Here is a 21,075-nt window from a genome sequence, read left to right on the forward strand (position 1 = left end):
GGTCAGGGCTGCTCGATGTGCTCTGGTCGCACGCCCATCCCGATGAAGCGCCCCATCAGATGCCGCAGCGGCGGCAGAGCCTTGAAAGCGGTGAAGATCGGCGGCACGTGCTCGGCCGTGTCGTCCCCCGTTTCCTTGGGGTACAGGTCGCGGAGGATGCGGACCTGGAAGGCCTGGGTCACTCTGACGGCCCGTTCCCTGCGTGCCTGCACCCTGGCGAGGTCGGCCGCATCGGGGACGCCCGCCTGACGAAGGACGGGACCGAGCAGGTTGGCGGCGGCGACCGCGTCCTGCACGGCCAGATTGATGCCGACGCCGCCGGCGGGTGACATGGCGTGGGCGGCGTCACCGATGCACAACAACCCGGCGCGGTGCCACCGCGGCAGCCGGTCAACCCTGACGGTCAGCTGGTGGACCTGGTCCCAGTCGTCGATCAGCCCGACGCGATCGCGCAGAGCCGGCGCCAGCCCCGCCACCCGATCATGGAACGCGGTCAACCCCGTCGTCTTGAGCTCCGCGAACGCCCCCGGCGGGATCGTGTAGGCGAGCTGCCAGTAATCCCCCCGGTCGATGGCGACCAGCGCGCCCTTTCCTCCCTGGAAGAAGGGCACCCGGTCGCCGTCGCGGCGAGGCAGGCGGAACCACAGCACGTCCATGGGCGGCGAACTCGCCGTGGCCTCCAGACCGGCCTGGTCCCGCAGCGTCGAGTGCCGGCCGTCGGCCGCGATCACCAGGTCGGCCCGTACGTCGATCGGACCGTCCGCGGTATCCGCACGGACCCCGGCGACCCGCCCGTCCTCCACGATCAGCTCCGTCGCCCTGGTGCTGCGCAGGAGGCGGAAGGAGGGGTATGCGGACGCCTTGCCGGCCAGGAAGTCCAGCACGTCCCACTGAGGCATGAACGCGATGTACGGACAGCGCAGGGGCAGGCGGCTGAAGTCGGCGAACGTGACCGCCCGGCCGCCGATGCTCACGGTGACGTCGGACATCCTGCTGTGCGGCAGCCTCAGGAACTCCTCGATCCAGCCCAGCTCGGCGATCAACTCCAGCGTGGACGGGTGGACGGTGTCGCCCCTGAAGTCCCTGAGGAAGTCGGCGTGCTTCTCCAGGACGATCACCTCGACGCCCTGACGGGCCAGCAGCAGTCCGGCCATCATCCCAGCCGGGCCGCCGCCGACCACGCAACATCTGGTGCTCTCGGTACGCATTGACGTTTCACCCTTCCTCGGGGAACAGCAGCTCGACCAGCCGGTCGATGTCGACGGGGGCGCCCATCCGGCGGTTCACGGCCACGGTGGCGAGCAGCGTCTTGGCCGCCGTCGCGACGTCGTGCGGGCGGAGCTCGCCGGCCGCGACGCGCGTGGCCAGGAAGTCACCCACCAGCCGTTGCCCTTCCGCCATCAGCTCGGCCAGCGCGGGGCGCGCCCGGGTGGTGCTGAAGAACACGGCCATGAGGTCGGCGTTGTCGGCGAGCAGGCCGTCGAAGGCGGCCAGCAACTCGGCCAGCACCTGCCGGGCGGTCCGGGAGCCGTGGTCGGCGGTCAGCAGCTCGCGCAGGCGCGGCAGGAAGCCCCGCTCGGCCAGCAGAGCCTGGACGAGGGCCTCCTTGCTGTCGAAGTAGCGATAGAGCAGACCTGGCGTCACTCCTGCCGCTTCGGCAAGGTCCTTGACCGACGCGCCGTCCACACCCTTGTCCGCGAAGACCTTCAGCGCCGCGTCGAGCAGCTGCTCGCGACGCCATTCGGCCTGTTCCCGCCGCGTTCTGACCATGGCGACCCAGTCCTTCATTGAATAAACGTTTACTCAATGAATGTAGCGCCACGACGCCGCAGAAGCAACGGAGATCGAGAACCGGCGCCGGCTACGGCCGCAGCGGCAGCTCGTCGAGCAGGGTGGCGGCGAGCTGTGCGGCGCTGGGCTCGTAGCGGTGGGCCAGCGTGTGGAACAGCTTCTCCGCGCGGATGGCCGGCCAGTCGGCGGGCAGGTGCTCGGCCGGGAGACGTGGGTCCTGGCGGACGAGTTGCAGCCAGTCGGTGTGCAGCAGCAACTGCCTGGCCAGGTCGTCGGTGGCGGACGGCAGCGGGTGCGGGGTGTCCCAGCGGTCGAGGAAGGCCCGGTAGCGTTCGGCGATCTCGTCGGTGTCGAACGCCTTGCGGACCAGGTCGGCCGACTCGGTCGGCTTGAACGCCCGCGCCTGCAGCACGGTGATGTTGTCGCCGAGGTCGAGGGGGGCGAGCATCGACTCTACGTCCTTCACGCCGGGAGCGATCCAGAGCCCGCCCTGCAGCAGCCCGAATCCGGCCCAGATGAGCTGGGAGCGCAGGTCGTGGCGGGTGCTGCGCTCGCTGCCCGGCAGTGAGAAGCCGACCAGTGTCCAGGTGCCGTCCCAGTCGCGGTTGACCGCGCCGGTCTCCCAGACGTGCCTGCGCCCGTCGTCGAGCACCTCCGTGGCGTGCGGGGTGAGCCCGAAGTAGACCTTCTTGCCCTGGCGGTGCCTGGTCAGCAGGTTGCGCTTGGCCATGCGGGTGAGCGTGGAGCGCACCGCCTCCTCCGAGACGCCCAGCCGGGCGAAGACGTCGATGACGCTGCCCGAGTAGACCGCGGTGTCGCGCCCCAGCACGTAGATGCCGAGAAAGCTGAACATCAGCGACTGCGGGCGCGCCGCCGGCAGTTGCGGCTGGTCCTGCTCATCCTCGCGCTTCACAGGCATGAGCGTAGACGGAGCAGCGATGTCGGGCAAACTCTTGACGACGGTTGAAAATATGCCCAACGTAGAGGACATCGGGTTGGTGAGGTCGATGTTGGGCAGAACTTTGACCTGAGTTAGAAAAGTGCCCTACATTGACCGGCATCGACGGACTCCTGCGTTGTTTGGGGTGGAATAGATGGATTTGTCGGGCAAGGTGGCCGTGGTCACCGGGGCCGGTCGCGGTCTCGGCCGGGCGTACGCGGAGGCGCTCGGCGCTGCCGGGGCGGCGGTCGTCGTCAACGACGTGGACGCCGAGGCGGCCGCCCACGTGGTCGAGGCCGTCGTGGCCGCGGGCGGCAGGGCCGTGGCCGAGGTGGGCGCGGTCGGCGGGAGCGAGGTCGCGCAGCGGCTGGTGGACACCGCGGTCAAGGAGTTCGGCCGGCTCGACGTCATGGTGACCAACGCCGGCATCCTGCGGGACCGCGTCCTGTGGAAGATGTCCGACGAGGACTTCGACGCGGTCGTCGAGGTGCACCTGCGCGGCACGTTCAGCTGCGCCCGCGCGGCCGCCCTACGCATGCGCGAGCAGGGCGAGGGCGGCCGCCTGATCCTGATCTCCTCACCGGCGGGGCAACGCGGCAACTTCGGCCAGACCAACTACGCCGCCGCCAAGGCGGGCATCGTGGCGATGGCCCGCACCTGGGCTATGGAGCTGGGCCGGTCCAACATCACGGTCAACGCCGTCGTCCCGGTCGCGGCCACCGAGATGACCAAGACCATCCCGGTCTTCGCGCCGATCCTGGAGGAGGCCGAGCGCACCGGCGCCCCGCTGCCGGACTGGCTGCGCAAGGACGAAGGTCTCGGCACGGTCGACGACGTGGCCGGGCTCGTCGTCTACCTCGCCTCGGACGCCTCCGCCGGCGTCACCGGGCAGGCCATCGGCATCGGCGGCGACAAGCTGGCCCTCTGGTCGCACCCCAAGGAGAAGGCCGTCGCCTACGCCGACGGCGGCTGGTCCGCCGACGCCATCGCCGCCTCGTGGGAGGCGGGTGTCGGGGCCGAGCCCGAGACGTACGGGATCCCCGCGCCGAAGGCGCCCACCTCATGAACCCAAAGGAAATGAACGCAGACGAGCTGGTGGCGATCGACGTCCACACCCACGCCGAGGTCTCCAAGGACGGGCACGGCTCGCTCAGCCCGGCGTTGTTCGGGGCGTCGGAGGAGTACTTCGGCGCGCACGAGCGGCCGACCATCCCGCAGATGGCCGCCTACTACCGGGAGCGGCAGATGGCCGCGGTCGTGTTCACGGTGGACGCCGAGCACGCCACCGGCCACCCCCGCATCTCCAACGAGGAGATCGCCGAAAGCTGCGCCGAGCACCCCGACGTGCTCATCCCGTTCGCCAGCGTCGACCCGTGGAAGGGCCGGGCGGGCGCCCGCGAGGCCCGCCGCCTGGTCACCGACCACGGGGTTCGCGGCTTCAAGTTCCACCCCAGCATCCAGGGCTTCGCCCCGAACGACCCGCTGGCCTACCCGCTGTACGAGGTGATCGAGGAGCTGGGCGCGATCGCCCTGTTCCACACCGGCCAGACCGGCATCGGCGCGGGCGTCCCGGGCGGCGGTGGAATCCGGCTCAAATACTCCAACCCGATGCTGGTCGACGACGTCGCCGTGGACTTCCCGCACCTGAAGATCATCCTGGCGCACCCGTCGTTCCCTTGGCAGGACGAGGCCCTGGCCGTGGCCACGCACAAGCCGTCCGTGCACATCGACCTGTCCGGCTGGGCGCCGAAATACTTCCCGCCGCAGCTCGTCCGGTACGCCAACACGCTGCTGAAGGACAAGGTGCTGTTCGGCTCCGACTACCCGGTGATCACCCCGGACCGGTGGCTGGCGGACTTCGCCAAGCTCGACATCAAGCCCGAGGTCCGCCCCAAGATCCTCAAAGACAACGCCGCGCGCCTGCTCGGCCTCACCTCCAAGGAGACGCAGCCATGACCATCGTCGCTAACGGCCTCGCCGAGCTGAAGGCGCTGGCCGGCCAGGACCTCGGCCACAGCGGCTGGCTGGAGATCACCCAGGAGCGGGTGAACACCTTCGCCGACGCCACCAACGACCACCAGTGGATCCACGTGGACCCGGACAAGGCGAAGGACGGGCCGTTCGGCGGCACGATCGCGCACGGCTACCTGACCCTGGCCCTGCTCATCCCGCTGTTCAACGAGCTGCTCGACATCCAGGGCATGAAGATGAGCATCAACTACGGCCTGGACAAGGTCCGCTTCCCCAGCCCGGTCAAGGTGGGCAGCAAGATCCGCCTGGCCGGCAAGGTCGCCGAGGTCGAGGACGTCCCCGGCGACGGTGTCCAGATGTTGCTCGACTTCACCGTGGAGATCGACGGCGCGGCCAAGCCCGCGTGCGTCGCCCGTGCCGTCTACCGGCACTACGCCTGACCCCTTCGGAGATGTGAGGAGCCCCCCGCTCATGTCGAACCCCGTGCAGCTGCGCCGCGCAGTGGCCTCCAGCTTCCTCGGCAGCGTCATCGAGTACTACGACTTCCTCCTGTACGCCACGGCCTCGGCCGTCGTGTTCAACAAGGTCTTCTTCTCCAACCTCGACCCGCTGGTCGCCACGGTGGCCAGCCTGGGCACGTTCGCGACCGGCTATCTGGCCAGGCCGATCGGCGGCGTCGTGTTCGGCCACTTCGGCGACCGGCTGGGCCGCAAGCGCATGCTCGTGCTCACCATGGTGCTGATGGGCGTGGCCAGCTTCCTGATCGGGCTGCTGCCCACCTACGCGCAGGCCGGGGTGCTCGCGCCGATCGCGCTCGTCCTGCTGAGGGTCGTGCAGGGAATCGCGGTCGGCGGCGAGTGGGGCGGCGCGGTGCTGATGTCGGCAGAACACGCCACCGCCCGCCGCGGCCTGTGGGCGAGCTTCACCAACGCCGGAGCGCCGTTCGGCATGGTGTTGTCGACGGGTGCGCTGACCGGCACCGCCGCCGTGGTGGGCAACGAGGCCTTCCTGGCGTGGGGGTGGCGGGTCCCGTTCCTGATCAGCATCGTCCTGCTCGCGGTCGGCCTGTTCGTCCGGATGCGGGTGGAGGAGACCCCGGTGTTCAGCGCCGCCGTCAAGGAGAGCGCCTCCAGGGTCCCGCTGCTGGACGTGCTGCGCGGCCAGCCCAGGACGCTGCTGCTCGGCGTCGGCGTGGGGCTGGCGGCGTTCGTGGCGCAGGGCACGCTCACCACCTTCCTCATCGCGTACGGCGTCGGTGTCGGTTTCGAGCGGCAGGCCGTGCTGAACGGGCTGACGCTCTCCTCGGCGCTGGCCGTACTCGGCATCCTCGGCTGGTCGGCCCTGTCGGACCGGGTCGGGCGGCGGCCGGTCGTCATCACCGGCGCGCTGATCATGGCGGTGTTCGCGTTCGCCCTGTTCCCGCTGGTGAACACCGGCAGCGTCGCCCTGCTCACCGCCGCACTCGTCTTCGGCCAGGCCGTCGTGCACCCGATGATGTACGGCCCGCTGGCCGCGCTCTACACCGAGCTGTTCAGCACCCGCACCCGCTACACCGGCGCGTCCCTCGGATACCAGCTGGCCGGGCTCGGGGCCGGGCTGGCGCCGGTGGTGTTCGCCCAGATCCAGGCTGGCGGCGGCGGGACCCTCGTGGTGTCCATCGTCATCGCCGCCGCGTGCCTGCTGGCCGTGGCCTGCACGCTGGCGCTCAAGGAGACCAGCCGCGGCGACCTGGCCGAGGAGCCGATCCCCACCAGCGCCTCCAAGACCATCGCCTCCTGACAGGAAAGACACGCTCATGCACAACTCCGGGATCGGCGGCTGGCCGGCGCGGCGGGCCATGATGACGCCGGACCGCACGGCCTTCGTCTACGAGGACCGCTCGCTGACCTACGCAGAGGTCCACGAGCGGGTGACGAGGCTGGCGCATCGGCTGCGCGACAGCGGCGTGCGGGCCGGGGACCGGGTCGTCTACCTCGGCCCGAACCACGTCGCGTTCGCCGAGACCATGTTCGCCACGCACATGCTCGGCGGGATCTTCGTTCCGCTGAACTTCCGGCTCGCGGCGCCCGAGATCGACTACATGCTGGGGCACTCCGGCGCGAAGGTGCTGATCCACGCGCCGCAGTGCGCCGGCGTGGTGGAGGCGCTGACCGGCACGCCGGCCCTGGAGCAGATCATCCCGCTCGAGACCTGTGAGAGCTGGCTCGCGCAGGGCGATCGCACGGAGCTCGCGCCGATCGACGTGCCGGTGGCGCAGGACGACATCGCGCTCATCCTCTACACGTCGGGCACCACCGGGCGGCCCAAGGGCGCCACGCTCAGCCACGCCAACCTGATCTGGAACACCTGCAACATGCTCATCGGGGTGGACGTGGCCGGCGACGAGACGACGCTGGTCAGCGCCCCGCTGTTCCACGTCGCGGCGCTGAACCAGACGCTGCTGCCGACCTTCCTCAAGGGCGGCCGTTCGGTGATCATGCCGTCGTGGGACGTGGACGCGTGTTACGACCTGATCGAGAAGCACGGTGTCACGTGGATGTTCGGGGTCACCACGATGTTCGCCGCGTTCGCGGGCTCGCCGCGCTGGGCCGGTGCGGACCTGTCGTCGCTGCGCACGCTGATGTCCGGGGGAGCGGCCATCCCGCCCGCCCTGATCCGCACCTACCAGGAGCGGGGGCTGGTGTTCTGCCAGGGGTATGGGATGACGGAGACCGCGCCGGGCGCGACGTTCCTGGAGGCCAGTCAGAGTGTGCGCAAGGTCGGCTCAGCGGGCGTGCCCGTCTTCTTCGCCGACGTCCGCGTCGTCCGGCCCGACCTCAGCGACGCCCCGCCCGGCGAGCCCGGCGAGGTCCTCATCCAGGGCCCGAACGTCACCCCCGGCTACTGGGACGACGCCGGGGCCACGGCCGCGGCCTTCGCCGAGGGCGGCTGGTTCCGCTCCGGCGACGTCGCCTATCGCGACGAGGAGGGCCACCTGTACATCGTGGACCGGGTCAAGGACATGTACATCTCCGGCGGCGAGAACGTCTACCCGGCGGAGGTGGAGGCGGTGCTCTTCGAGCATCCGGCGGTGGCCGAGGCGGCGGTGGTCGGCGTGGCGGACGCGACGTGGGGGGAGACCGGCCGCGCGTTCGTGGTCGTCCGTCCCGGCCACGAAGTCACGGGGGAGGAGCTGCGTGCGTTCCTGCTGACGAGGCTGGCCAAGTACAAGATCCCCAGGTATGTCACGTTCGTGGAGGACCTGCCGAAGACCGGCTCGGGCAAGATCCAGAAGCTCAAGCTCCGGGACCTGCCCGTTCCGTCGCCTTCATGACCCGTCAGTGCGGAGGCAGATCCGACAGGGCCGTCCGGCAGCGGTTGAGATAGACCTCCAGGTCACGGCGCTGCCGGGCGGTGAGTCCGGTGAGCATGCGCTCCTCCAGGGCGTCCATCGCCTCGTCGTGGGCCGCGAGCAGCTCGTGGCCCGCGTCGGTGAGGCTGATCAGCAGGGCCCGGCGGTTGCCGGGGTCGCGGCGGCGCGCGATGAGGCCGCGCCGCTCCAGCGCGGTGATCATGTCGGCCATGGACTGGGCGGTGACGAAGGAGTTGCGGGCGAGCTGTGCGGAGCTGAGCCCGTCCCGGCGGCGCAGCACGGTGAGCGCGGTGTACTGCAGCGCGGTGATGCCGGCCGGTTTGAGCAGCTCGTCCATCTGGGCCCGCGCGGCGAGCTCGACCTGCTTCACGACGTACAGCAGCGACGGGCGCGAGGCGGCGGACTCCACGGCCCGGTCGCTGCCGGGGGTGCGTGTCACGTGCGTTCCTTTGCTGTGGACAGTCAGGTTTCCTGAGTATCTCAGCCCTCTTGCATTCTCCGCCATATGAGCGTAATTATCAGGAAACCTGTTGGTTGAACAGGTCGGGACCAGGACGGTGCGGCGTGCGATCGCACCGGGAAGAGCGGGTCATGACGGATTCCGTGAGCCGGCCGCACATCGAGCCGGGCAAGTTGTTCATCGGCGGCGAGTGGGCCGAGGCGTTCGCCAAGGGCAGGAGGGACATCACCGACCCGTCCACGGGACAGGTGATCACCACGGTGGCCGAGGCGGACGCCGCCGACGTGGACGCGGCCGTCGCCGCCGGGCGCAAGGCGTTCGGCACGTGGTCGCAGACGTCCGGCCGCGAGCGGGCACGCATCCTGCACCGCGTCGCCGACGTCATCCGGCGGCGTGAGGACGAGCTCGTCGCGGTGGAGAGCGTCGACGTCGGCAAGCCGGTCAGCCTGTGCCGCGCCGTCGACGTGGCCACGGCCGCCGAGATCTACGAGTACTACTCCGGGCTCGCGCAGACCATCCAAGGGGCCACCCGGCACATCCCGATCCCCTCGCACGCCTACACCCGGCGCGAGCCGCTCGGCGTGGTCGGCGCGATCACCCCGTTCAACTTCCCGCTGATCCTCAGCAGCTCGAAGATCGCGCCGGCGCTCGCCGCGGGCAACGTCATGGTGCACAAGCCCGCCGAGGACACTCCGCTCAGCGCCCTGCTGATGGCCGAGATCCTGGCCGAGGCGGGGGTGCCGGACGGCGTGCTCAACGTGGTCACCGGTGATGGCGCGGTGGCCGGCGAGGCGCTGCTGCGCCACCCCGGCATCGACAAGATCGCCTTCACCGGCTCCACCAAGATCGGCCGGTACGCGGCCGCCACGGCCGGCGAAGGGCTCAAGCCCGTCACGATGGAGCTGGGCGGCAACGCCGCGCAGATCGTGTTCGAGGACGCCGACCTGGACAAGGCGATCGGCTCGGCCATCAAGGCCTTCGTCTTCAACACCGGCCAGTTCTGCATGGGCGGACCGCGCCTGCTGGTCCACCGCCCCCTGTACGACACCGTCCTGGAGATCCTGGCCGGAGCCGTCGCCGGCGTGCCGGTCGGCGACCCCTTCGACCCGGCCACCGTCGTGGGCCCCATGGCCGCCGAGCGGCATCTCGCCAAGGTCGAGGAGTACGTGCGGATCGCCAAGGAGCAGGGCGGCCGGATCGTCACCGGAGGGGAGCGGCTGGACCTCGGCGGCGGCTACTACTACCAGCCGACCGTCATCGCCGGCCTGAGCGACGATTCGCCCGTCGTGCAGGAGGAGATCTTCGGCCCGGTCCTGACCGTCCAGCCGTTCGACACCGAGGAGGAGGCCGTGGCCATGGCCAACGGCACCCCGTACGGGCTCGCGGCCGGTCTGCAGACCACCGACCTGGCCCGCGCGCACCGGGTGGCGGCGCGGCTGGAGGCCGGCATCGTCTGGGTGAACGACTGGGCGATGCTCGACCCGGCGATCCCGTTCGGCGGGGTCAAGCAATCCGGCTACGGGCGAGAGTACGGGCCCGAGGTGCTGGAGTCGTACACCAAGGTCAAGTCCGTCGTCATCGCCCTGTGAGAGGTACGCCATGACCACCACCACGTCAGCAGCCGTCGTCGAGTCCGCAGGCGCCGGCTTCCACCTGAGCGAGGTCGAGCTGGCCGACCCGCGCCCGGACGAGGTGCTGGTCCGGATGGTCGCCGCCGGCATCTGCCACACCGACCTGGGCGTCGCCGCCGGCGGCCTGCCGTTCCCCCTGCCCGGGGTCCTCGGCCACGAGGGCGCGGGCGTCGTGGAGGCGGTCGGCTCCGCCGTGACCCGGGTCAGCCCCGGCGACCACGTGCTGCTCTCCTTCACCTCGTGCGGCAGGTGCGCCAACTGCCGTGACGGGCACCCCGCCTACTGCGCGGCCTGGCTGCCGCTGAACCTGCTCGGCGGCGCCCGCGCGGACGGCTCACCCACCGTGACCAGGGACGGCGCGGCACTCGGCGGGCACTTCTTCGGCCAGTCCTCCTTCGCCAGGCACGCCCTGGCCGACGAGCGCAGCCTGGTCAAGCTGCCCGCCGACGCGCCGCTCGACCTGCTGGCGCCGCTCGGCTGCGGCGTGCAGACCGGCGCGGGCGCCGTCTGGAACGTGCTCCAGCCGCGCCCCGGCGCCTCCCTCGTCGTGACCGGCGCGGGCGCGGTGGGCCTGTCCGCGGTCATGGCGGCCCGGCTCACCCCGGCCACCCGCATCATCGCGGTCGACCGGGTGCCGGCCCGGCTCGAGCTGGCCCGCGAGCTCGGCGCCACCCACACCGTCGACACCACCACGGCCGACCTGGCCGAGGCGATCGGCGAGATCACCGGCGGCCAGGGCGCCGACGGCGTGGTCGAGACGACGGGCAACGTGGGGGTCGCCGGCGCCGCCGTCGGCGTGCTCGCCGCCCGGGGCACCGCGGTGCTGGTCGGCGCCCCGCCCTTCGGCTCGTCGATCCCCGTGGACGTCAACTTCATGTTGCCGGGCCGCAAGGTGGTGGGCCTGACGCTGGGCGACAGCGAGACGGAGTCGCTGATCCCGGTGCTGGCCGAGCTGGTGGCCGCCGGGCGGCTGCCGATCGACCGGCTGATCAGGCACTACAAGTTCGAGGAGATCGAGAGCGCGGTCGGCGACATCGTCTCCGGTGCGACGATCAAGCCGGTGCTGCGGTTCTGACCACATTCGTTTTCCGGCATCCGGGAAGCGCCGTTCCGCGGTCCCGGTGACCCAGGTCACCATCGTTCCACTGTGAAGGAGTCGCCCATGTCAAGCATCCCCCGCGACCAGTGGTACGTCGCCGCGTACGGGCGCGAGATCGCCCACGAGCTGTTCAGCCGCACCATTTGCGGCGAGTCGATCCTGTTCTGGCGGACCCGTGCCGGAACCGTCACCGCCATGTCGGACCGCTGCGTGCACCGCCGGTTCCCGCTGTCCGAGCCGCCGAGCCGGCTGGTCGACGACCAGGTGGTGTGCGGCTACCACGGGTTCACCTACGGCGCCGACGGCGGCTGCGTGGCCGTGCCCGGCCAGACCCGGGTGCCGCGGACCGCCCGGCTGAAGAGTTACCCGGTCGTCGAGCAGGACTCGTTCGTGTGGGTCTGGATCGGCGACCCGGCCAAGGCCGACCCCACCCGCATCCCGCGCGCGCCCTGGCTGGTCTCGCCGGACTACACCACGGTGTCGGGGATGGAGCCGCTCAAGGCACGGTTCGGGCTGCTGGTGGACAACCTGCTGGACCTGTCGCACGAGACGTACCTGCACGGCGGGTACATCGGCACCCCGGAGGTGGCCGCCACCCCGATCACCACCGAGGTGGACGAGGAGGCCGGGATCGTCTACGTCAGCCGGCACATGGACGACGCCGAGTGCCCGCCGTTCTACGCCAAGTCCACCGGGCTCACCGGGCGGATCATGCGCTGGCAGGACATCGAGTACACCCCGCCGTGCCTGTACAAGCTGCACTCGCGCATCGCGCCGCTCGGGGTGCTGCCGAACGCCGACGGGACCGACCCGGACGCCTTCCACGTCGAGGTCGTGTACGCCATCACGCCCGAGACCGAGCACAGCACGCACGACTTCTGGGCCGTGGCCCGCGACTTCGCCCTCGACGACCAGGGCGTGTCGGACTTCCTCGCCGAGAACAACCGGACCGTGGTGCTGCAGGACGTCGCCGCGCTGGACGTGCTGGAGCAGGTGATCGCCACCGAGCCGGAGGGCTATCAGGAGCTGTCGATCAACATCGACACCGGCGGGCTGGCGGCGCGGCGCATGCTGGCCAAGCTGGTGGCCGGGCAGAGCGCGGGCAGCCGGGTGTGACGGGCATGGAACCGACCCGCATGCTTCCCGGCCGCGAGGTGCTCCGCGTGGTGTGGCTGCCCGGCAGCGACCTGCTGCAGGGCACCTGCCACTGCGGTGCCACGCACCTCGCGGAGGGCCCGATCGAGGTGTGGGAGTGGCTGCTCGCCCACCCGATCGGCCACACCATGGAGCCCGCCCCCGACCCGGCGGCCCTCTCAGGCGCGGGAGCGTCCCGATGACCGGCGTCCCCGAGACGGGAGCCGAGCGGAAGCTGGTCGTGCACGCTCGCGAGCAGGTGGCCGAGGGGGTGATCGCGCTGGACCTGCGCGATCCCGCCGGCGGCGAGCTGCCCGCGTGGGCGCCGGGCGCGCACGTCGACGTGGTCCTCGCCGGCGACCTCGTCCGCCAGTACTCCCTGTGCGGCGACCCGGCCGACCGCACGACGTGGCGGATCGCGGTCCTCCGCGAGCCGGACGGCCGGGGCGGGTCGGCCCACGTGCACGACGAGCTCCACCCGGGGACGACCATCCTGGCGCGCGGCCCGCGCAACAACTTCCCGCTCCACCCCGCCCCCCGCTACCTGTTCATCGCCGGTGGAATCGGGATCACCCCCATCGTCCCCATGCTCACCGCCGCCGGGGACGCGCAGTGGCGGCTGGCCTATGGCGGCCGCACGGCCGCGTCGATGGCCTTCGCGAGCGAGCTGCGCGCCGCCCACGGCGACCGGGTGCTCCTGCGGCCGCAGGACGAGCACGGCCTGCTCGACCTCGACGCGCTCCTGGCGGAGGAGCCCATGGACGCCCTCGTCTACTGCTGCGGCCCCGCCCCGCTCCTGCAGGCCGTCGAGGAACGCTGCGCGAACCGGCCGCTGCACGTGGAGCGCTTCACCCCCAAGGACGCGGGCGACCCGATCCTGACCGGGACGTTCGAGGTCGAGCTGGCCGCCACCGGTCTCACCCTGACGGTGCCGCCGGACCGGTCGATCCTGGAGGTCGTGGAGGAGGCGGGCGTACAGGTCCTGACCTCGTGCCGGGAGGGAACCTGCGGCACCTGCGAGACCCCCGTGCTGGCCGGCGTCGTGGACCACCGCGACTCGCTCCTCACCCCTGAAGAGGAGGCGGCGAACGACGTCATGTTCATCTGCGTCTCCCGCGCCGCCTGCCCCAAGCTGGTCCTCGACCTCTGACATGGAGCCGCCGATGCCGTCAGCCGTCGCCCGGACCGGGCCGGTCGTGGCGCGCGCCCTGCAGATCCTCGGCGCGTTCACCCCCGACCGGCGCTCGCTGACGCTCAGCGACCTGTCCCGGCACTCGGGGCTGCCGGTCTCCACCGTGCACCGGCTGGTGGCGGAGCTCGTGGCCTGGGGCGCGCTGGAACGGGACCCGGCCGGCTGCTACCACATCGGACTGCGGCTGTGGGAGATCGGCTCGCTGGCCCCGCGCGGTCTCGGCCTGCGCGAGGCGGCGCTGCCGTACCTGGAGGACCTGTCGCAGGTGACCCGCGAGAACGTGCAGCTGGCGGTACGCGAAGGCACCGAGGTCGTGTTCGTCGAGCGGATCGCGGGCAGCGGCGCGGTGCCGGTGCTCACGAGGGTGGGCGGCCGCTTCGCGCTCACGGCCACCGGCGTCGGCCTGGTCCTGCTCGCCCACGCCCCCGCCGACGTGCAGGAGCTGGTCCTGTCCTGCCCGATCAAGCGCTACACGGAACGCACCATGACGACCCCGCACCAGCTGCGTGTCGCGCTCGCCGACACCCGCGCCCGCGGCTATGCGATCAGCGATCGCCAGGTCACCATGGACGCGCTGTCCGTCGCGGCCCCGATCCACGACTCCCACGGCGAGGTCGTCGCCGCCGTCTCCCTCGTCGTCCACCACGGCAGCGCCTCGACTCAGGCGCTCGCCCACCTGGTGCGCACCAGCGCCCGCGCCATCTCCCGAGCGCTGACGCCCTCAACAGGGCCGTAGCGGCAGCTCCTGGTCGGCGGCGATCGCGAGGAGGTCGTCGTCGTGGCTGATGACGAGCACGACGGCGCCGTCGTCGGCGAGCTCGCGCATGACCTGGGTGATGGAGTGCAGGTGGCGGCGGTCGACGCCGGAGCTGGGCTCGTCGAACACCACGACCCGGCGGCCGCTGAGCCGGGCCGCGGCCACCACGAGGCGTTGCTGCTGGCCACCGGACAGGGACAGCGGGTGGCGGTCCTTGAGGTGCTCCAGGTCGAGGTCGCGCAGGAGCGCACGGGAGCGCTCCTCCGGCGGCGACGCGTCCAGCCGGAGCTCTGCGTCGACGCTGTCGGTGAAGAGCTGCCGCTGCACGTCCTGCATGACGATCGCGCTCGCGCGCTGCCGCCGGGTCCGGTCGAGCCGGCGGCCGTCGAGCAGCACCTCGCCCTCGTGGCGTTGCAGACCGGTCAGGATGCGGGCCAGGGTGGTCTTGCCCGCACCGTTCGGGCCGGTGATCGCGGTGATGGCTCCGGCAGGCAGGTACGCCTCCTCGATGTCGAGCACGCGTCGGCCCCGGAAGGCGCAGCGGATGTCACGCAAGGCCAGCCCGCTCCCGGACGGGATGGCGGACGACTCGGCGCCGAGGTCGATGCTCGGCCCGCGCGCGTGGGTCCGCGGGAGGCTGGGGCGCCGCGGTCGGGCGAGGCTGCGGAGTCCTTCGGCACGGAGGATGTCGTCGCCGAGGGCGGCGAACTCCTCGCCCGTCCATTCGGCGTCGATCCGGCCGTCGCGCATGGCGATGACCCGGTCGGCGAGGCCGCGCAGGAAGTGCAGCCTGTGCTCGGCGATGACGATGGTCTCCCCGGCAGCACGCAGCCGGGCGAGTGTGCCGGTGAACCGTTCGATCGCGGCGGCGGAGAGGTTGGACGTGGGCTCGTCGAACAGCAGCAGGGCCGGGCGGTGGGCCGTCGCGGCGGCGCAGGCGACCTGTTGCTGCCGGCCGCCGGACAGCTCCTGCAGCGGCAGGCCGGTGAGGCCGTCCAGGTCGTGTTCGGCGATGGTGGTGGTGACACGTTCCCGGATGAGTTCGGGGGGTTCGCCGAAGTTCTCCAGCGCGAAGGCGAGCTCGCTCTCGGCCCTGTCGGTGAAGAACTGCCGGCGGGGATGCTGGAGCACGGTGCCGGTGCGGCGGCCGACCTGATCGAGCGGCAGGTCCGCGACCGGCTGCCCGTCGAGGTGCACGGCGCCGTCGAGCTCGCCGTCGTGGAAGTGGGGGATGAGGCCGTTCATGAGCCGGAGCGCGGTGCTCTTGCCGGATCCGCTGGGCCCGCACAACACGACCGTCTCCCCGTGCCGCACCTCCAGGGTGAGGTCGTCGAGTGTGGGAGTGGTCGCGCCCGCGTACGTCCAGCGCACGCCCTTGACGCTGATCACCACATCACCGTGATCGCGGCCAGCGCCGCTGCGACGAGCACGGCGGCGAGGTCGGCGGCGCCCAGGCGGGGCGGGCGCATGGCGGTGGGGCGGGCGGCCGAGCCGAGCCCGCGCAGCAGGGCCGCGGCGGACAGGTCCTCCGCCACGCGCAGGCTCGAAGCGATGAGCGGGACCGTGAAACGCTCGATGCTGAGCACCGGGTGGCGGAGCATGCCGCCCCAGCCGCCGATCCCGCGCAGCCGCATGGCGTCGCGCACCGCGCGGGCCTCGGCGATGATCGTGGGAAGGAACCTGAGCAGCACGGCCGCGGACACCGTGACCGCCCGGGGGACGTGCGCGGCGCGCAGCGCCGCGGTGAACTCGGTCGGCGGGGTGGTCCGTGCCAGGTGCAGGGCGATGCCGCCGACGGCGACGAAGCGCAGCAGGTACGCGGCCACCGCGGCGACGACGCCGACGGCCGGGTACGGCAACGCCATCGGCAGCAGATAGGCGACGACCGCGATGGCGGCGGCGGTGAGCGGCAGGACGAGCACGCGTGCCCACGCTCCTTCGCCGAGCGCCAGCAGCATCCCGAGCACGAGGGCGGCGGGGATGAACGGCTCGCCGCCCGGCGCCATCACGGACAGGCTCGCCCCCAGCACGAGCAGCGCTTTCGTCCTGGGGTCGAGCCTGAGCGCGGGGGTCGCGCCGCTCGCCAGGAGGGCCAGGGCGGTCCGCTCCGGAGCCGTGGTCACGCGAGTCCCGCCTTCTCGAAGTGCTTACGCATCAGGCGCAGGCCGAGCAGCCCGCCGAGGAGGCCGAAGACGACCGTGGACAGATCGAACAAGACCAGCACTCCGGGGGAGAGCAGCGCCTGCATCTGGCTGACGTACTCGGGCCCCATCATCTGCATCGACGGGCCGGCGAAGTAGTCGTCGCGGGCGTAGAAGATCGGCATCATCGGGCCGACGTACCAGGCGGAGTAGACCGCGTAGGCGAGCACGCTCAGGCGGCGGGAGCGGTAGTTCCCCGCCCAGATGATCGCCTCCGCGAGCAGCGCGCACACGACGCTGATCGCGAAGCTGATCGGCGGATGTCCGCTGAGCATGAGGATCCCGGCGGTGACGATCGCGAAGACCGTCACCATGCCCGCGTGGCGGACCCGGGTGAGGAACAGGATGAACGGGATTCCGCCGGCGACGATGCTCGCCGCGAGGGCGATGAGCATGACGGCCGGGTTGATGAACCCGAGCATGTTGATCCCGAACACGATGACGAGGTAGAGAGCGCCGAAGACGCCGACGCTGATCAGGTCCTTGGGGCTCATGCGCAGGTCGATGCGGCGTTCGGCGGTCGTGGTCATGGGGGTTCCCTTCATCGCAGTTGCCAGCCGCGGGCGCGGACCCGCTCGTTCCAGAAGCGTGCGTACGTGCCGCCGGCCGTGAGCAGGCCCTCGTGGTCGCCCTGCTCGGTGATCCGGCCGCGGTCGAGGACGAGGATGCGGTCGGCGGCGACGACGGTGGACAGGCGGTGGGCCACGACGATGACGGTGCGGTCCCGCGCGAGCTCGTGGACCGCGGCGGCGACGGCGGCCTCGTTCGCCGGGTCGAGCGCGGCGGTGGCCTCGTCGAACAGCACGACAGGAGCGTCCTTGAGCAGGGCGCGGGCGATCGAGACCCGCTGCTTCTCCCCGCCGGACAGGGTGGACCCGGCTTCGCCGACGCGGGTGTGCCAGCCGTCCGGCAGGCGTTCCACGACCTCGTCGAGCCGGGCGATGCGGGCCACCCGGTCGAGGTCGGCGTCGGTCGCGTCCGGGGCGGCCATCCGCAGGTTGTCGGCGATCGTGCCCTCGAACAGGTAGACGTCCTGGAACACCTGCGCGGTCAGCCGCGAGACCCCGGCGCTGCCGAGCTCCCGGACGTCATGCCCGCCGATGCGCACCGAGCCCTCGTCGACGTCGAAGAACCGGCTGATCAGCTTCAGCAGCGTGCTCTTGCCGGAGCCTGACGGCCCGACGACGGCGGTGAAGCTGCCGGCCGGGATCTCCACGTCGACCCCGTCGATGACGGTGGGGCCGCCGTCGTAGCCGAAGCGCACGCCGCGCAGCTCGATGCCGGCGCCGGCCGGTTCGGCACGGTTCGGCTCGGCGGGCTCCGGCAGCGGCGGCACCGCGAGCAGCTTCCGCACCCGGCCGATGGCGTCGGCGTTGACCTGGACGAGCCCGGCCAGCTCGCCGAGCTGCGAGATCGGGTCCAGCATGCGCAGCGTGACGATCAGCACGCCGATCATGACGGCGACCGCGATCGTGCCGTCCAGCGTCAGGGCGACCGTGAGCGCGATGACGGCGGTGACGACCAGCTGCAGGGTGCCGAAGAAGGCGATCATGCCCCACGCCCCGCGGATGGTGAGCCGTGACTGGGATCCCTCCTGGCGGACCAGGGACTCTTCGAGGGTTCCCATCTCCGGCCGGTCGAGCACGCCGTAGGCACGTAACGTCGGCTGCTGCCGGGCGTACTCGACGATCCGGGACGCCGTCACGCCGATGTCGCGCTCGTAGTCGTCGTCGTTGCGGCGCACGATCACCATGAGCAGCCGCAGCGCCAGCGCGCACAGCGCCGCCCCGGCGGCGAAGGCGAGCCCGATCCTCCAGTCGAGCAGGAAACTGCCGACGATCATGGTCGCCGGGGCGGTCAGCCCGACGACGACGTGCCGCAGCAGGTGCGCGGGGATGTTGGCGACGTCCATGGTGCCCTTGCCGAGCATGCGCCCGATCGGCCCGGTGCGGTCGCCGCCGAACCAGCCGATCGGCAACGTGGCGAGGTGGTTGCCGATCCGCTCGTGGAAGCTCGTGAGCACGTCCGTGCCGACGACGTACCCCAGCGACGTGCTCCAGGCCAGCAGCACGTGATGAGCGGCGACCGCGGCGACGACGGCCCCGAGCCACAGCCCGAGAGCGCCCCAGCCGACGGGTGGGGTGGTGAGGGTCGCGACCAGCGGGACCACCAGCAGGAACCCCACGCCCTGCAGAACCCCCTGCCCCGCCTGGGCAACCAGCATGATGCGCAGATGCCGGCGGCCGCGCTCGTCGAGCAGCTCGAAAAGGTAACGGATCATGGTGGTCATCAGCGGGCCTCCACGGCGTCCTCGCGGGCACGCCGGTCGTGCTCCCACAACCGCGCGTAGAGCCCGTCGCGGGCGAGCAACTCCTCGTGCCGTCCCTGCTCGGCCACGCGGCCTTCGTCGAGCACGATGATGCGGTCCGCGCCCCGGACGGTGCTCAACCGGTGCGCGATGACCAGGACCGTACGGTCTCGCGCGACCTCGCTGAGCGCGTCCTGCACGCGTGCCTCGTTCTCCGGGTCGGCGCTCGCGGTCGCCTCGTCGAGCACGAGCACCGGCCGGTCGGCCAGGATCGCCCGGGCGATGCACACCCGCTGCCGCTCGCCTCCTGACAATTCGGCGTCCTCGCCGACCACGGAGTCCAGCCCGCGCGGGAGCTCGTCGAGCCGGTCCAGGATCTGCGCCTTGCCGGCCGCCGCGCGGACGGCGGCGTCGTCGGCGTCCGGGTGCGCGAGGCGGATGTTGTCCCGGATGCTCATGCGCAGCAGCGCGGAGTCCTGGAACACGAAAGCCACGTGGCGGTACAGCTCGGCGGGATCGATGTCCCTCAGGTCGACGCCGTGCAGCCGCACCGAGCCCTGCTCCGGGTCGTCGAACCGGGGCAACAGTTTCGCCAGGGTGGACTTGCCGGAGCCGGAGGGGCCGACGAGGGCCGTGACCGTGCCGCGCTCCAGGTCGAGATCGACGCCGTCCAGCGCGACCACGTCGCCGTAGGCGTACCGGACGCCGCGCATGCGCACCACCGGGCCCGGGGTGTCCGGGTCGGGCACGACAGGATCGGCCGGAACGGGCAGCTCCGGCGCGGAGAGGACCTCCCGGATGCCGCGAGCCACGGCCAGCGCCGTCACCAGCGGATGCACCGACATCATGACGGTCATGAGACCGGCGGTGGTGACGGTCCCGAACACGAGGAAGGCGATGAAGCTCGTCAACGGCAGCTGCCCCGCGGCCGTGAGCACGCCGCCCGCGGTCGCCACGACGACCAGGACGCTCGGCGGCGAGATGAGGATCTCCGCGATGACACTGGCGACGCTCGTCGCCCTCGCCCAGTCCAGGAAGAACCGCGCGAAGCTCCGCGACACCTCCTGGAACCTGCGGCTGGCCAGCCCCGGGGTCCCGAACGCCTTGACGACCGCGATGCCGTTGACGAACTCCACCGCGGCGCCGCTCAGCCGGGTCAGCCACGCCATGAACTCCGGATATTTCGTCCCCGCCCCGGCCATCGCCCGCTGGTACACGACGAGCCCGACCACCATCGGAAGCAGGCTGATCAGCGCCATCCGCCAGTCGACGGTGAAGAGATACACGATCGCCACCACCGGCGGGATCGCCGCGGCGGTGACCTCGACGACGGAGTGGGCGATGAGCTGGTGGAGCGCGGCGACGTCGTCCTCGACCGTCTTCTTCACGGTGCCGGAGTTGCGGTCGGTGAACCAGCCGAGGGGCAGCCTGCGCAGCTTGCCGAGGAGTTCCCGGCGGATGCGGAACGACACCCGGATGTCCGCCAGATGCGTCAGCACTGTCGCGCCTGCGGTGCCCAGTTGTTTGACGGCCAGGGCGACGAGCGCGACGACGATGATCGGGCCCACATCCGTGTCCCCGTGTAACAGCCGCCGGCTGATCTCCACCACGGCGATCAACGGCGCCATCCCGGCCAGCGCGCTGACGCCGGTCAGGATGCCGCACCCGATGAGGGTGGCACGGGCAGGAGCCAACACCGAACTGGACGAGGACATGCGGCACCCTTCGCCACGGAATGATCAAGTTAGGTTAGGCTAACCATACTTTCCTGGCTCGGTCCAGGTTGCCTAGCCGCCGTCATCGTAATGAAAATGATTGTCGTTTGCTAGCCTGCGGCTTCCTTTGGTCAAGAGATCGGATCTCCCTGCTGGCCATAACGAAATAGAAGGTTTACGATCCGGAAATAGGTCCGATGTGTCCGGGAAGCGGGAGCCCTTATGCCGACCGCCACGCCGTTACGTCTGTGTGCCGCACTTCTCCTGTCCCTCTGCCTCCTCTCCGCCTCTCCCGCCCGGGCCGCCGAACAGAGCTGGAGGATCTCCGGTCTCCCCGGCGGCCCGACGGCGGAGCTCGCGCTCGACCCGGAGGCGGGCACACTCACCCTGGCCGCGGACCGCGGCGCCACCCGGGTCATGGCTGTCCGGCCGCCCGGCCGACCATGTGGTGCTGGCCCGGCGCAGCGGCGTGCACGCCCGGATCACGAGGTGTAACCAATAGACCTCCGATCTCAGCTCGCATC

20 protein-coding genes are annotated in these 21,075 nt (G+C 71.3%); 11 read left to right on the forward strand and 9 right to left on the reverse strand.

The genetic code is table 11. The annotated features are described in order from the left end of the window. Positions 1 to 2 precede the first annotated feature (2 nt). From EDD27_RS04860 to EDD27_RS04870, 3 genes are all read right to left on the reverse strand, one after another. Complete coding sequence (locus EDD27_RS04860) at positions 3 to 1,208, reverse strand: FAD-dependent oxidoreductase (protein WP_127931275.1); 1,206 nt, start codon at positions 1,206 to 1,208, stop codon at positions 3 to 5. Between the two features lie 7 nt (positions 1,209 to 1,215). Further along, entirely contained in the window at positions 1,216 to 1,788 is a 573-nt protein-coding gene (locus EDD27_RS04865; protein WP_127931276.1) for a TetR/AcrR family transcriptional regulator, read from the reverse strand. A 73-nt stretch (positions 1,789 to 1,861) separates the two neighbouring features. After that, on the reverse strand, positions 1,862 to 2,704 hold the full coding sequence (locus tag EDD27_RS04870) for a PaaX family transcriptional regulator (RefSeq protein ID WP_241563867.1): 843 nt from the start codon (positions 2,702 to 2,704) through the stop codon (positions 1,862 to 1,864). A gap of 181 nt (positions 2,705 to 2,885) precedes the next feature. Between EDD27_RS04870 and EDD27_RS04875 the strand changes: the two genes are divergently transcribed. Genes EDD27_RS04875 through EDD27_RS04895 form a run of 5 tightly spaced genes read left to right on the forward strand, consistent with a single transcriptional unit; the run spans position 2,886 to position 8,015 of the window. After that, positions 2,886 to 3,797, forward strand: a complete 912-nt coding sequence (locus tag EDD27_RS04875) for an SDR family oxidoreductase (protein WP_127931277.1) — start codon at positions 2,886 to 2,888, stop codon at positions 3,795 to 3,797. Positions 3,798 to 3,808: 11 nt separating this feature from the next. Next, positions 3,809 to 4,687 carry an amidohydrolase family protein gene (locus EDD27_RS04880; RefSeq protein ID WP_127931278.1) on the forward strand — a complete coding sequence of 293 codons (879 nt, stop codon included), beginning with the start codon at positions 3,809 to 3,811 and terminating at the stop codon, positions 4,685 to 4,687. Next, complete coding sequence (locus EDD27_RS04885) at positions 4,684 to 5,142, forward strand: MaoC family dehydratase (protein ID WP_127931279.1); 459 nt, start codon at positions 4,684 to 4,686, stop codon at positions 5,140 to 5,142. Before EDD27_RS04880 ends, EDD27_RS04885 begins: the two co-directional genes overlap by 4 nt. Before the next feature lie 31 nt (positions 5,143 to 5,173). Beyond that, a complete protein-coding gene (locus tag EDD27_RS04890; RefSeq protein WP_127931280.1) occupies positions 5,174 to 6,481 on the forward strand; it encodes an MFS transporter in 1,308 nt (435 codons plus the stop codon). 16 nt (positions 6,482 to 6,497) lie between these two features. Beyond that, entirely contained in the window at positions 6,498 to 8,015 is a 1,518-nt protein-coding gene (locus tag EDD27_RS04895; protein ID WP_127931281.1) for an acyl-CoA synthetase, read from the forward strand. Between the two features lie 4 nt (positions 8,016 to 8,019). Here EDD27_RS04895 and EDD27_RS04900 read toward each other — a convergent pair whose 3' ends face one another. Further along, the gene (locus tag EDD27_RS04900; protein WP_241563868.1) at positions 8,020 to 8,493 is read right to left on the reverse strand and encodes a MarR family winged helix-turn-helix transcriptional regulator; all 474 of its coding nucleotides are present in this window, start codon (positions 8,491 to 8,493) and stop codon (positions 8,020 to 8,022) included. Between the two features lie 152 nt (positions 8,494 to 8,645). Between EDD27_RS04900 and EDD27_RS04905 the strand changes: the two genes are divergently transcribed. The 6 genes from EDD27_RS04905 to EDD27_RS04930 all read left to right on the forward strand — a co-directional run bounded on the left by EDD27_RS04905 (position 8,646) and on the right by EDD27_RS04930 (position 14,306). Beyond that, on the forward strand, positions 8,646 to 10,103 hold the full coding sequence (locus tag EDD27_RS04905; RefSeq protein ID WP_127931283.1) for an aldehyde dehydrogenase family protein: 1,458 nt from the start codon (positions 8,646 to 8,648) through the stop codon (positions 10,101 to 10,103). Positions 10,104 to 10,113: 10 nt separating this feature from the next. Continuing rightward, complete coding sequence (locus tag EDD27_RS04910; protein WP_127931284.1) at positions 10,114 to 11,220, forward strand: NAD(P)-dependent alcohol dehydrogenase; 1,107 nt, start codon at positions 10,114 to 10,116, stop codon at positions 11,218 to 11,220. A gap of 87 nt (positions 11,221 to 11,307) precedes the next feature. Then, entirely contained in the window at positions 11,308 to 12,360 is a 1,053-nt protein-coding gene (locus EDD27_RS04915) for an aromatic ring-hydroxylating oxygenase subunit alpha (protein WP_127931285.1), read from the forward strand. Between the two features lie 5 nt (positions 12,361 to 12,365). Further along, positions 12,366 to 12,581: a hypothetical protein gene (locus EDD27_RS04920; RefSeq protein WP_127931286.1), complete on the forward strand. Its 216-nt coding sequence runs from the start codon at positions 12,366 to 12,368 to the stop codon at positions 12,579 to 12,581. Then, on the forward strand, positions 12,578 to 13,528 hold the full coding sequence (locus EDD27_RS04925) for a PDR/VanB family oxidoreductase (protein WP_127931287.1): 951 nt from the start codon (positions 12,578 to 12,580) through the stop codon (positions 13,526 to 13,528). Before EDD27_RS04920 ends, EDD27_RS04925 begins: the two co-directional genes overlap by 4 nt. Positions 13,529 to 13,541: 13 nt before the next feature. Further along, on the forward strand, positions 13,542 to 14,306 hold the full coding sequence (locus tag EDD27_RS04930; protein WP_127931288.1) for an IclR family transcriptional regulator: 765 nt from the start codon (positions 13,542 to 13,544) through the stop codon (positions 14,304 to 14,306). Here EDD27_RS04930 and EDD27_RS04935 read toward each other — a convergent pair. The 5 genes from EDD27_RS04935 to EDD27_RS04955 are packed head-to-tail and all read right to left on the reverse strand — an operon-like array spanning position 14,292 to position 20,551. Next, complete coding sequence (locus EDD27_RS04935) at positions 14,292 to 15,716, reverse strand: ABC transporter ATP-binding protein (protein ID WP_127931289.1); 1,425 nt, start codon at positions 15,714 to 15,716, stop codon at positions 14,292 to 14,294. The genes EDD27_RS04930 and EDD27_RS04935 overlap by 15 nt on opposite strands. Continuing rightward, entirely contained in the window at positions 15,713 to 16,450 is a 738-nt protein-coding gene (locus EDD27_RS04940; RefSeq protein ID WP_206641249.1) for an energy-coupling factor transporter transmembrane component T family protein, read from the reverse strand. The genes EDD27_RS04935 and EDD27_RS04940 overlap by 4 nt, the downstream gene beginning before the upstream one ends. Next, positions 16,447 to 17,058: an MptD family putative ECF transporter S component gene (locus EDD27_RS04945; protein ID WP_206641250.1), complete on the reverse strand. Its 612-nt coding sequence runs from the start codon at positions 17,056 to 17,058 to the stop codon at positions 16,447 to 16,449. Before EDD27_RS04945 ends, EDD27_RS04940 begins: the two co-directional genes overlap by 4 nt. Before the next feature lie 11 nt (positions 17,059 to 17,069). Further along, the gene (locus EDD27_RS04950) at positions 17,070 to 18,818 is read right to left on the reverse strand and encodes an ABC transporter ATP-binding protein (protein WP_127931291.1); all 1,749 of its coding nucleotides are present in this window, start codon (positions 18,816 to 18,818) and stop codon (positions 17,070 to 17,072) included. Then, positions 18,818 to 20,551 carry an ABC transporter ATP-binding protein gene (locus EDD27_RS04955; RefSeq protein WP_206641251.1) on the reverse strand — a complete coding sequence of 578 codons (1,734 nt, stop codon included), beginning with the start codon at positions 20,549 to 20,551 and terminating at the stop codon, positions 18,818 to 18,820. The genes EDD27_RS04950 and EDD27_RS04955 overlap by 1 nt, the downstream gene beginning before the upstream one ends. Positions 20,552 to 21,075 lie beyond the last annotated feature (524 nt).

The sequence above is a fragment of the Nonomuraea polychroma genome (genome assembly GCF_004011505.1).
In the GTDB taxonomy this organism is placed as follows: domain Bacteria; phylum Actinomycetota; class Actinomycetes; order Streptosporangiales; family Streptosporangiaceae; genus Nonomuraea; species Nonomuraea polychroma.

What these genes read in the sequence shown, in the direction of transcription:
- EDD27_RS04860 (WP_127931275.1), bottom strand. Translation starts at nt 1,208, where the DNA reads ATGCGTACCGAGAGCACCAGATGTTGCGTGGTCGGCGGCGGCCCGGCT.
- EDD27_RS04865 (WP_127931276.1), bottom strand. Translation starts at nt 1,788, where the DNA reads ATGAAGGACTGGGTCGCCATGGTCAGAACGCGGCGGGAACAGGCCGAA.
- EDD27_RS04875 (WP_127931277.1), top strand. Translation starts at nt 2,886, where the DNA reads ATGGATTTGTCGGGCAAGGTGGCCGTGGTCACCGGGGCCGGTCGCGGT.
- EDD27_RS04880 (WP_127931278.1), top strand. Translation starts at nt 3,809, where the DNA reads ATGAACGCAGACGAGCTGGTGGCGATCGACGTCCACACCCACGCCGAG.
- EDD27_RS04885 (WP_127931279.1), top strand. Translation starts at nt 4,684, where the DNA reads ATGACCATCGTCGCTAACGGCCTCGCCGAGCTGAAGGCGCTGGCCGGC.
- EDD27_RS04890 (WP_127931280.1), top strand. Translation starts at nt 5,174, where the DNA reads ATGTCGAACCCCGTGCAGCTGCGCCGCGCAGTGGCCTCCAGCTTCCTC.
- EDD27_RS04895 (WP_127931281.1), top strand. Translation starts at nt 6,498, where the DNA reads ATGCACAACTCCGGGATCGGCGGCTGGCCGGCGCGGCGGGCCATGATG.
- EDD27_RS04905 (WP_127931283.1), top strand. Translation starts at nt 8,646, where the DNA reads ATGACGGATTCCGTGAGCCGGCCGCACATCGAGCCGGGCAAGTTGTTC.
- EDD27_RS04910 (WP_127931284.1), top strand. Translation starts at nt 10,114, where the DNA reads ATGACCACCACCACGTCAGCAGCCGTCGTCGAGTCCGCAGGCGCCGGC.
- EDD27_RS04915 (WP_127931285.1), top strand. Translation starts at nt 11,308, where the DNA reads ATGTCAAGCATCCCCCGCGACCAGTGGTACGTCGCCGCGTACGGGCGC.
- EDD27_RS04920 (WP_127931286.1), top strand. Translation starts at nt 12,366, where the DNA reads ATGGAACCGACCCGCATGCTTCCCGGCCGCGAGGTGCTCCGCGTGGTG.
- EDD27_RS04925 (WP_127931287.1), top strand. Translation starts at nt 12,578, where the DNA reads ATGACCGGCGTCCCCGAGACGGGAGCCGAGCGGAAGCTGGTCGTGCAC.
- EDD27_RS04930 (WP_127931288.1), top strand. Translation starts at nt 13,542, where the DNA reads ATGCCGTCAGCCGTCGCCCGGACCGGGCCGGTCGTGGCGCGCGCCCTG.
- EDD27_RS04945 (WP_206641250.1), bottom strand. Translation starts at nt 17,058, where the DNA reads ATGACCACGACCGCCGAACGCCGCATCGACCTGCGCATGAGCCCCAAG.
- EDD27_RS04950 (WP_127931291.1), bottom strand. Translation starts at nt 18,818, where the DNA reads ATGACCACCATGATCCGTTACCTTTTCGAGCTGCTCGACGAGCGCGGC.
- EDD27_RS04955 (WP_206641251.1), bottom strand. Translation starts at nt 20,551, where the DNA reads ATGTCCTCGTCCAGTTCGGTGTTGGCTCCTGCCCGTGCCACCCTCATC.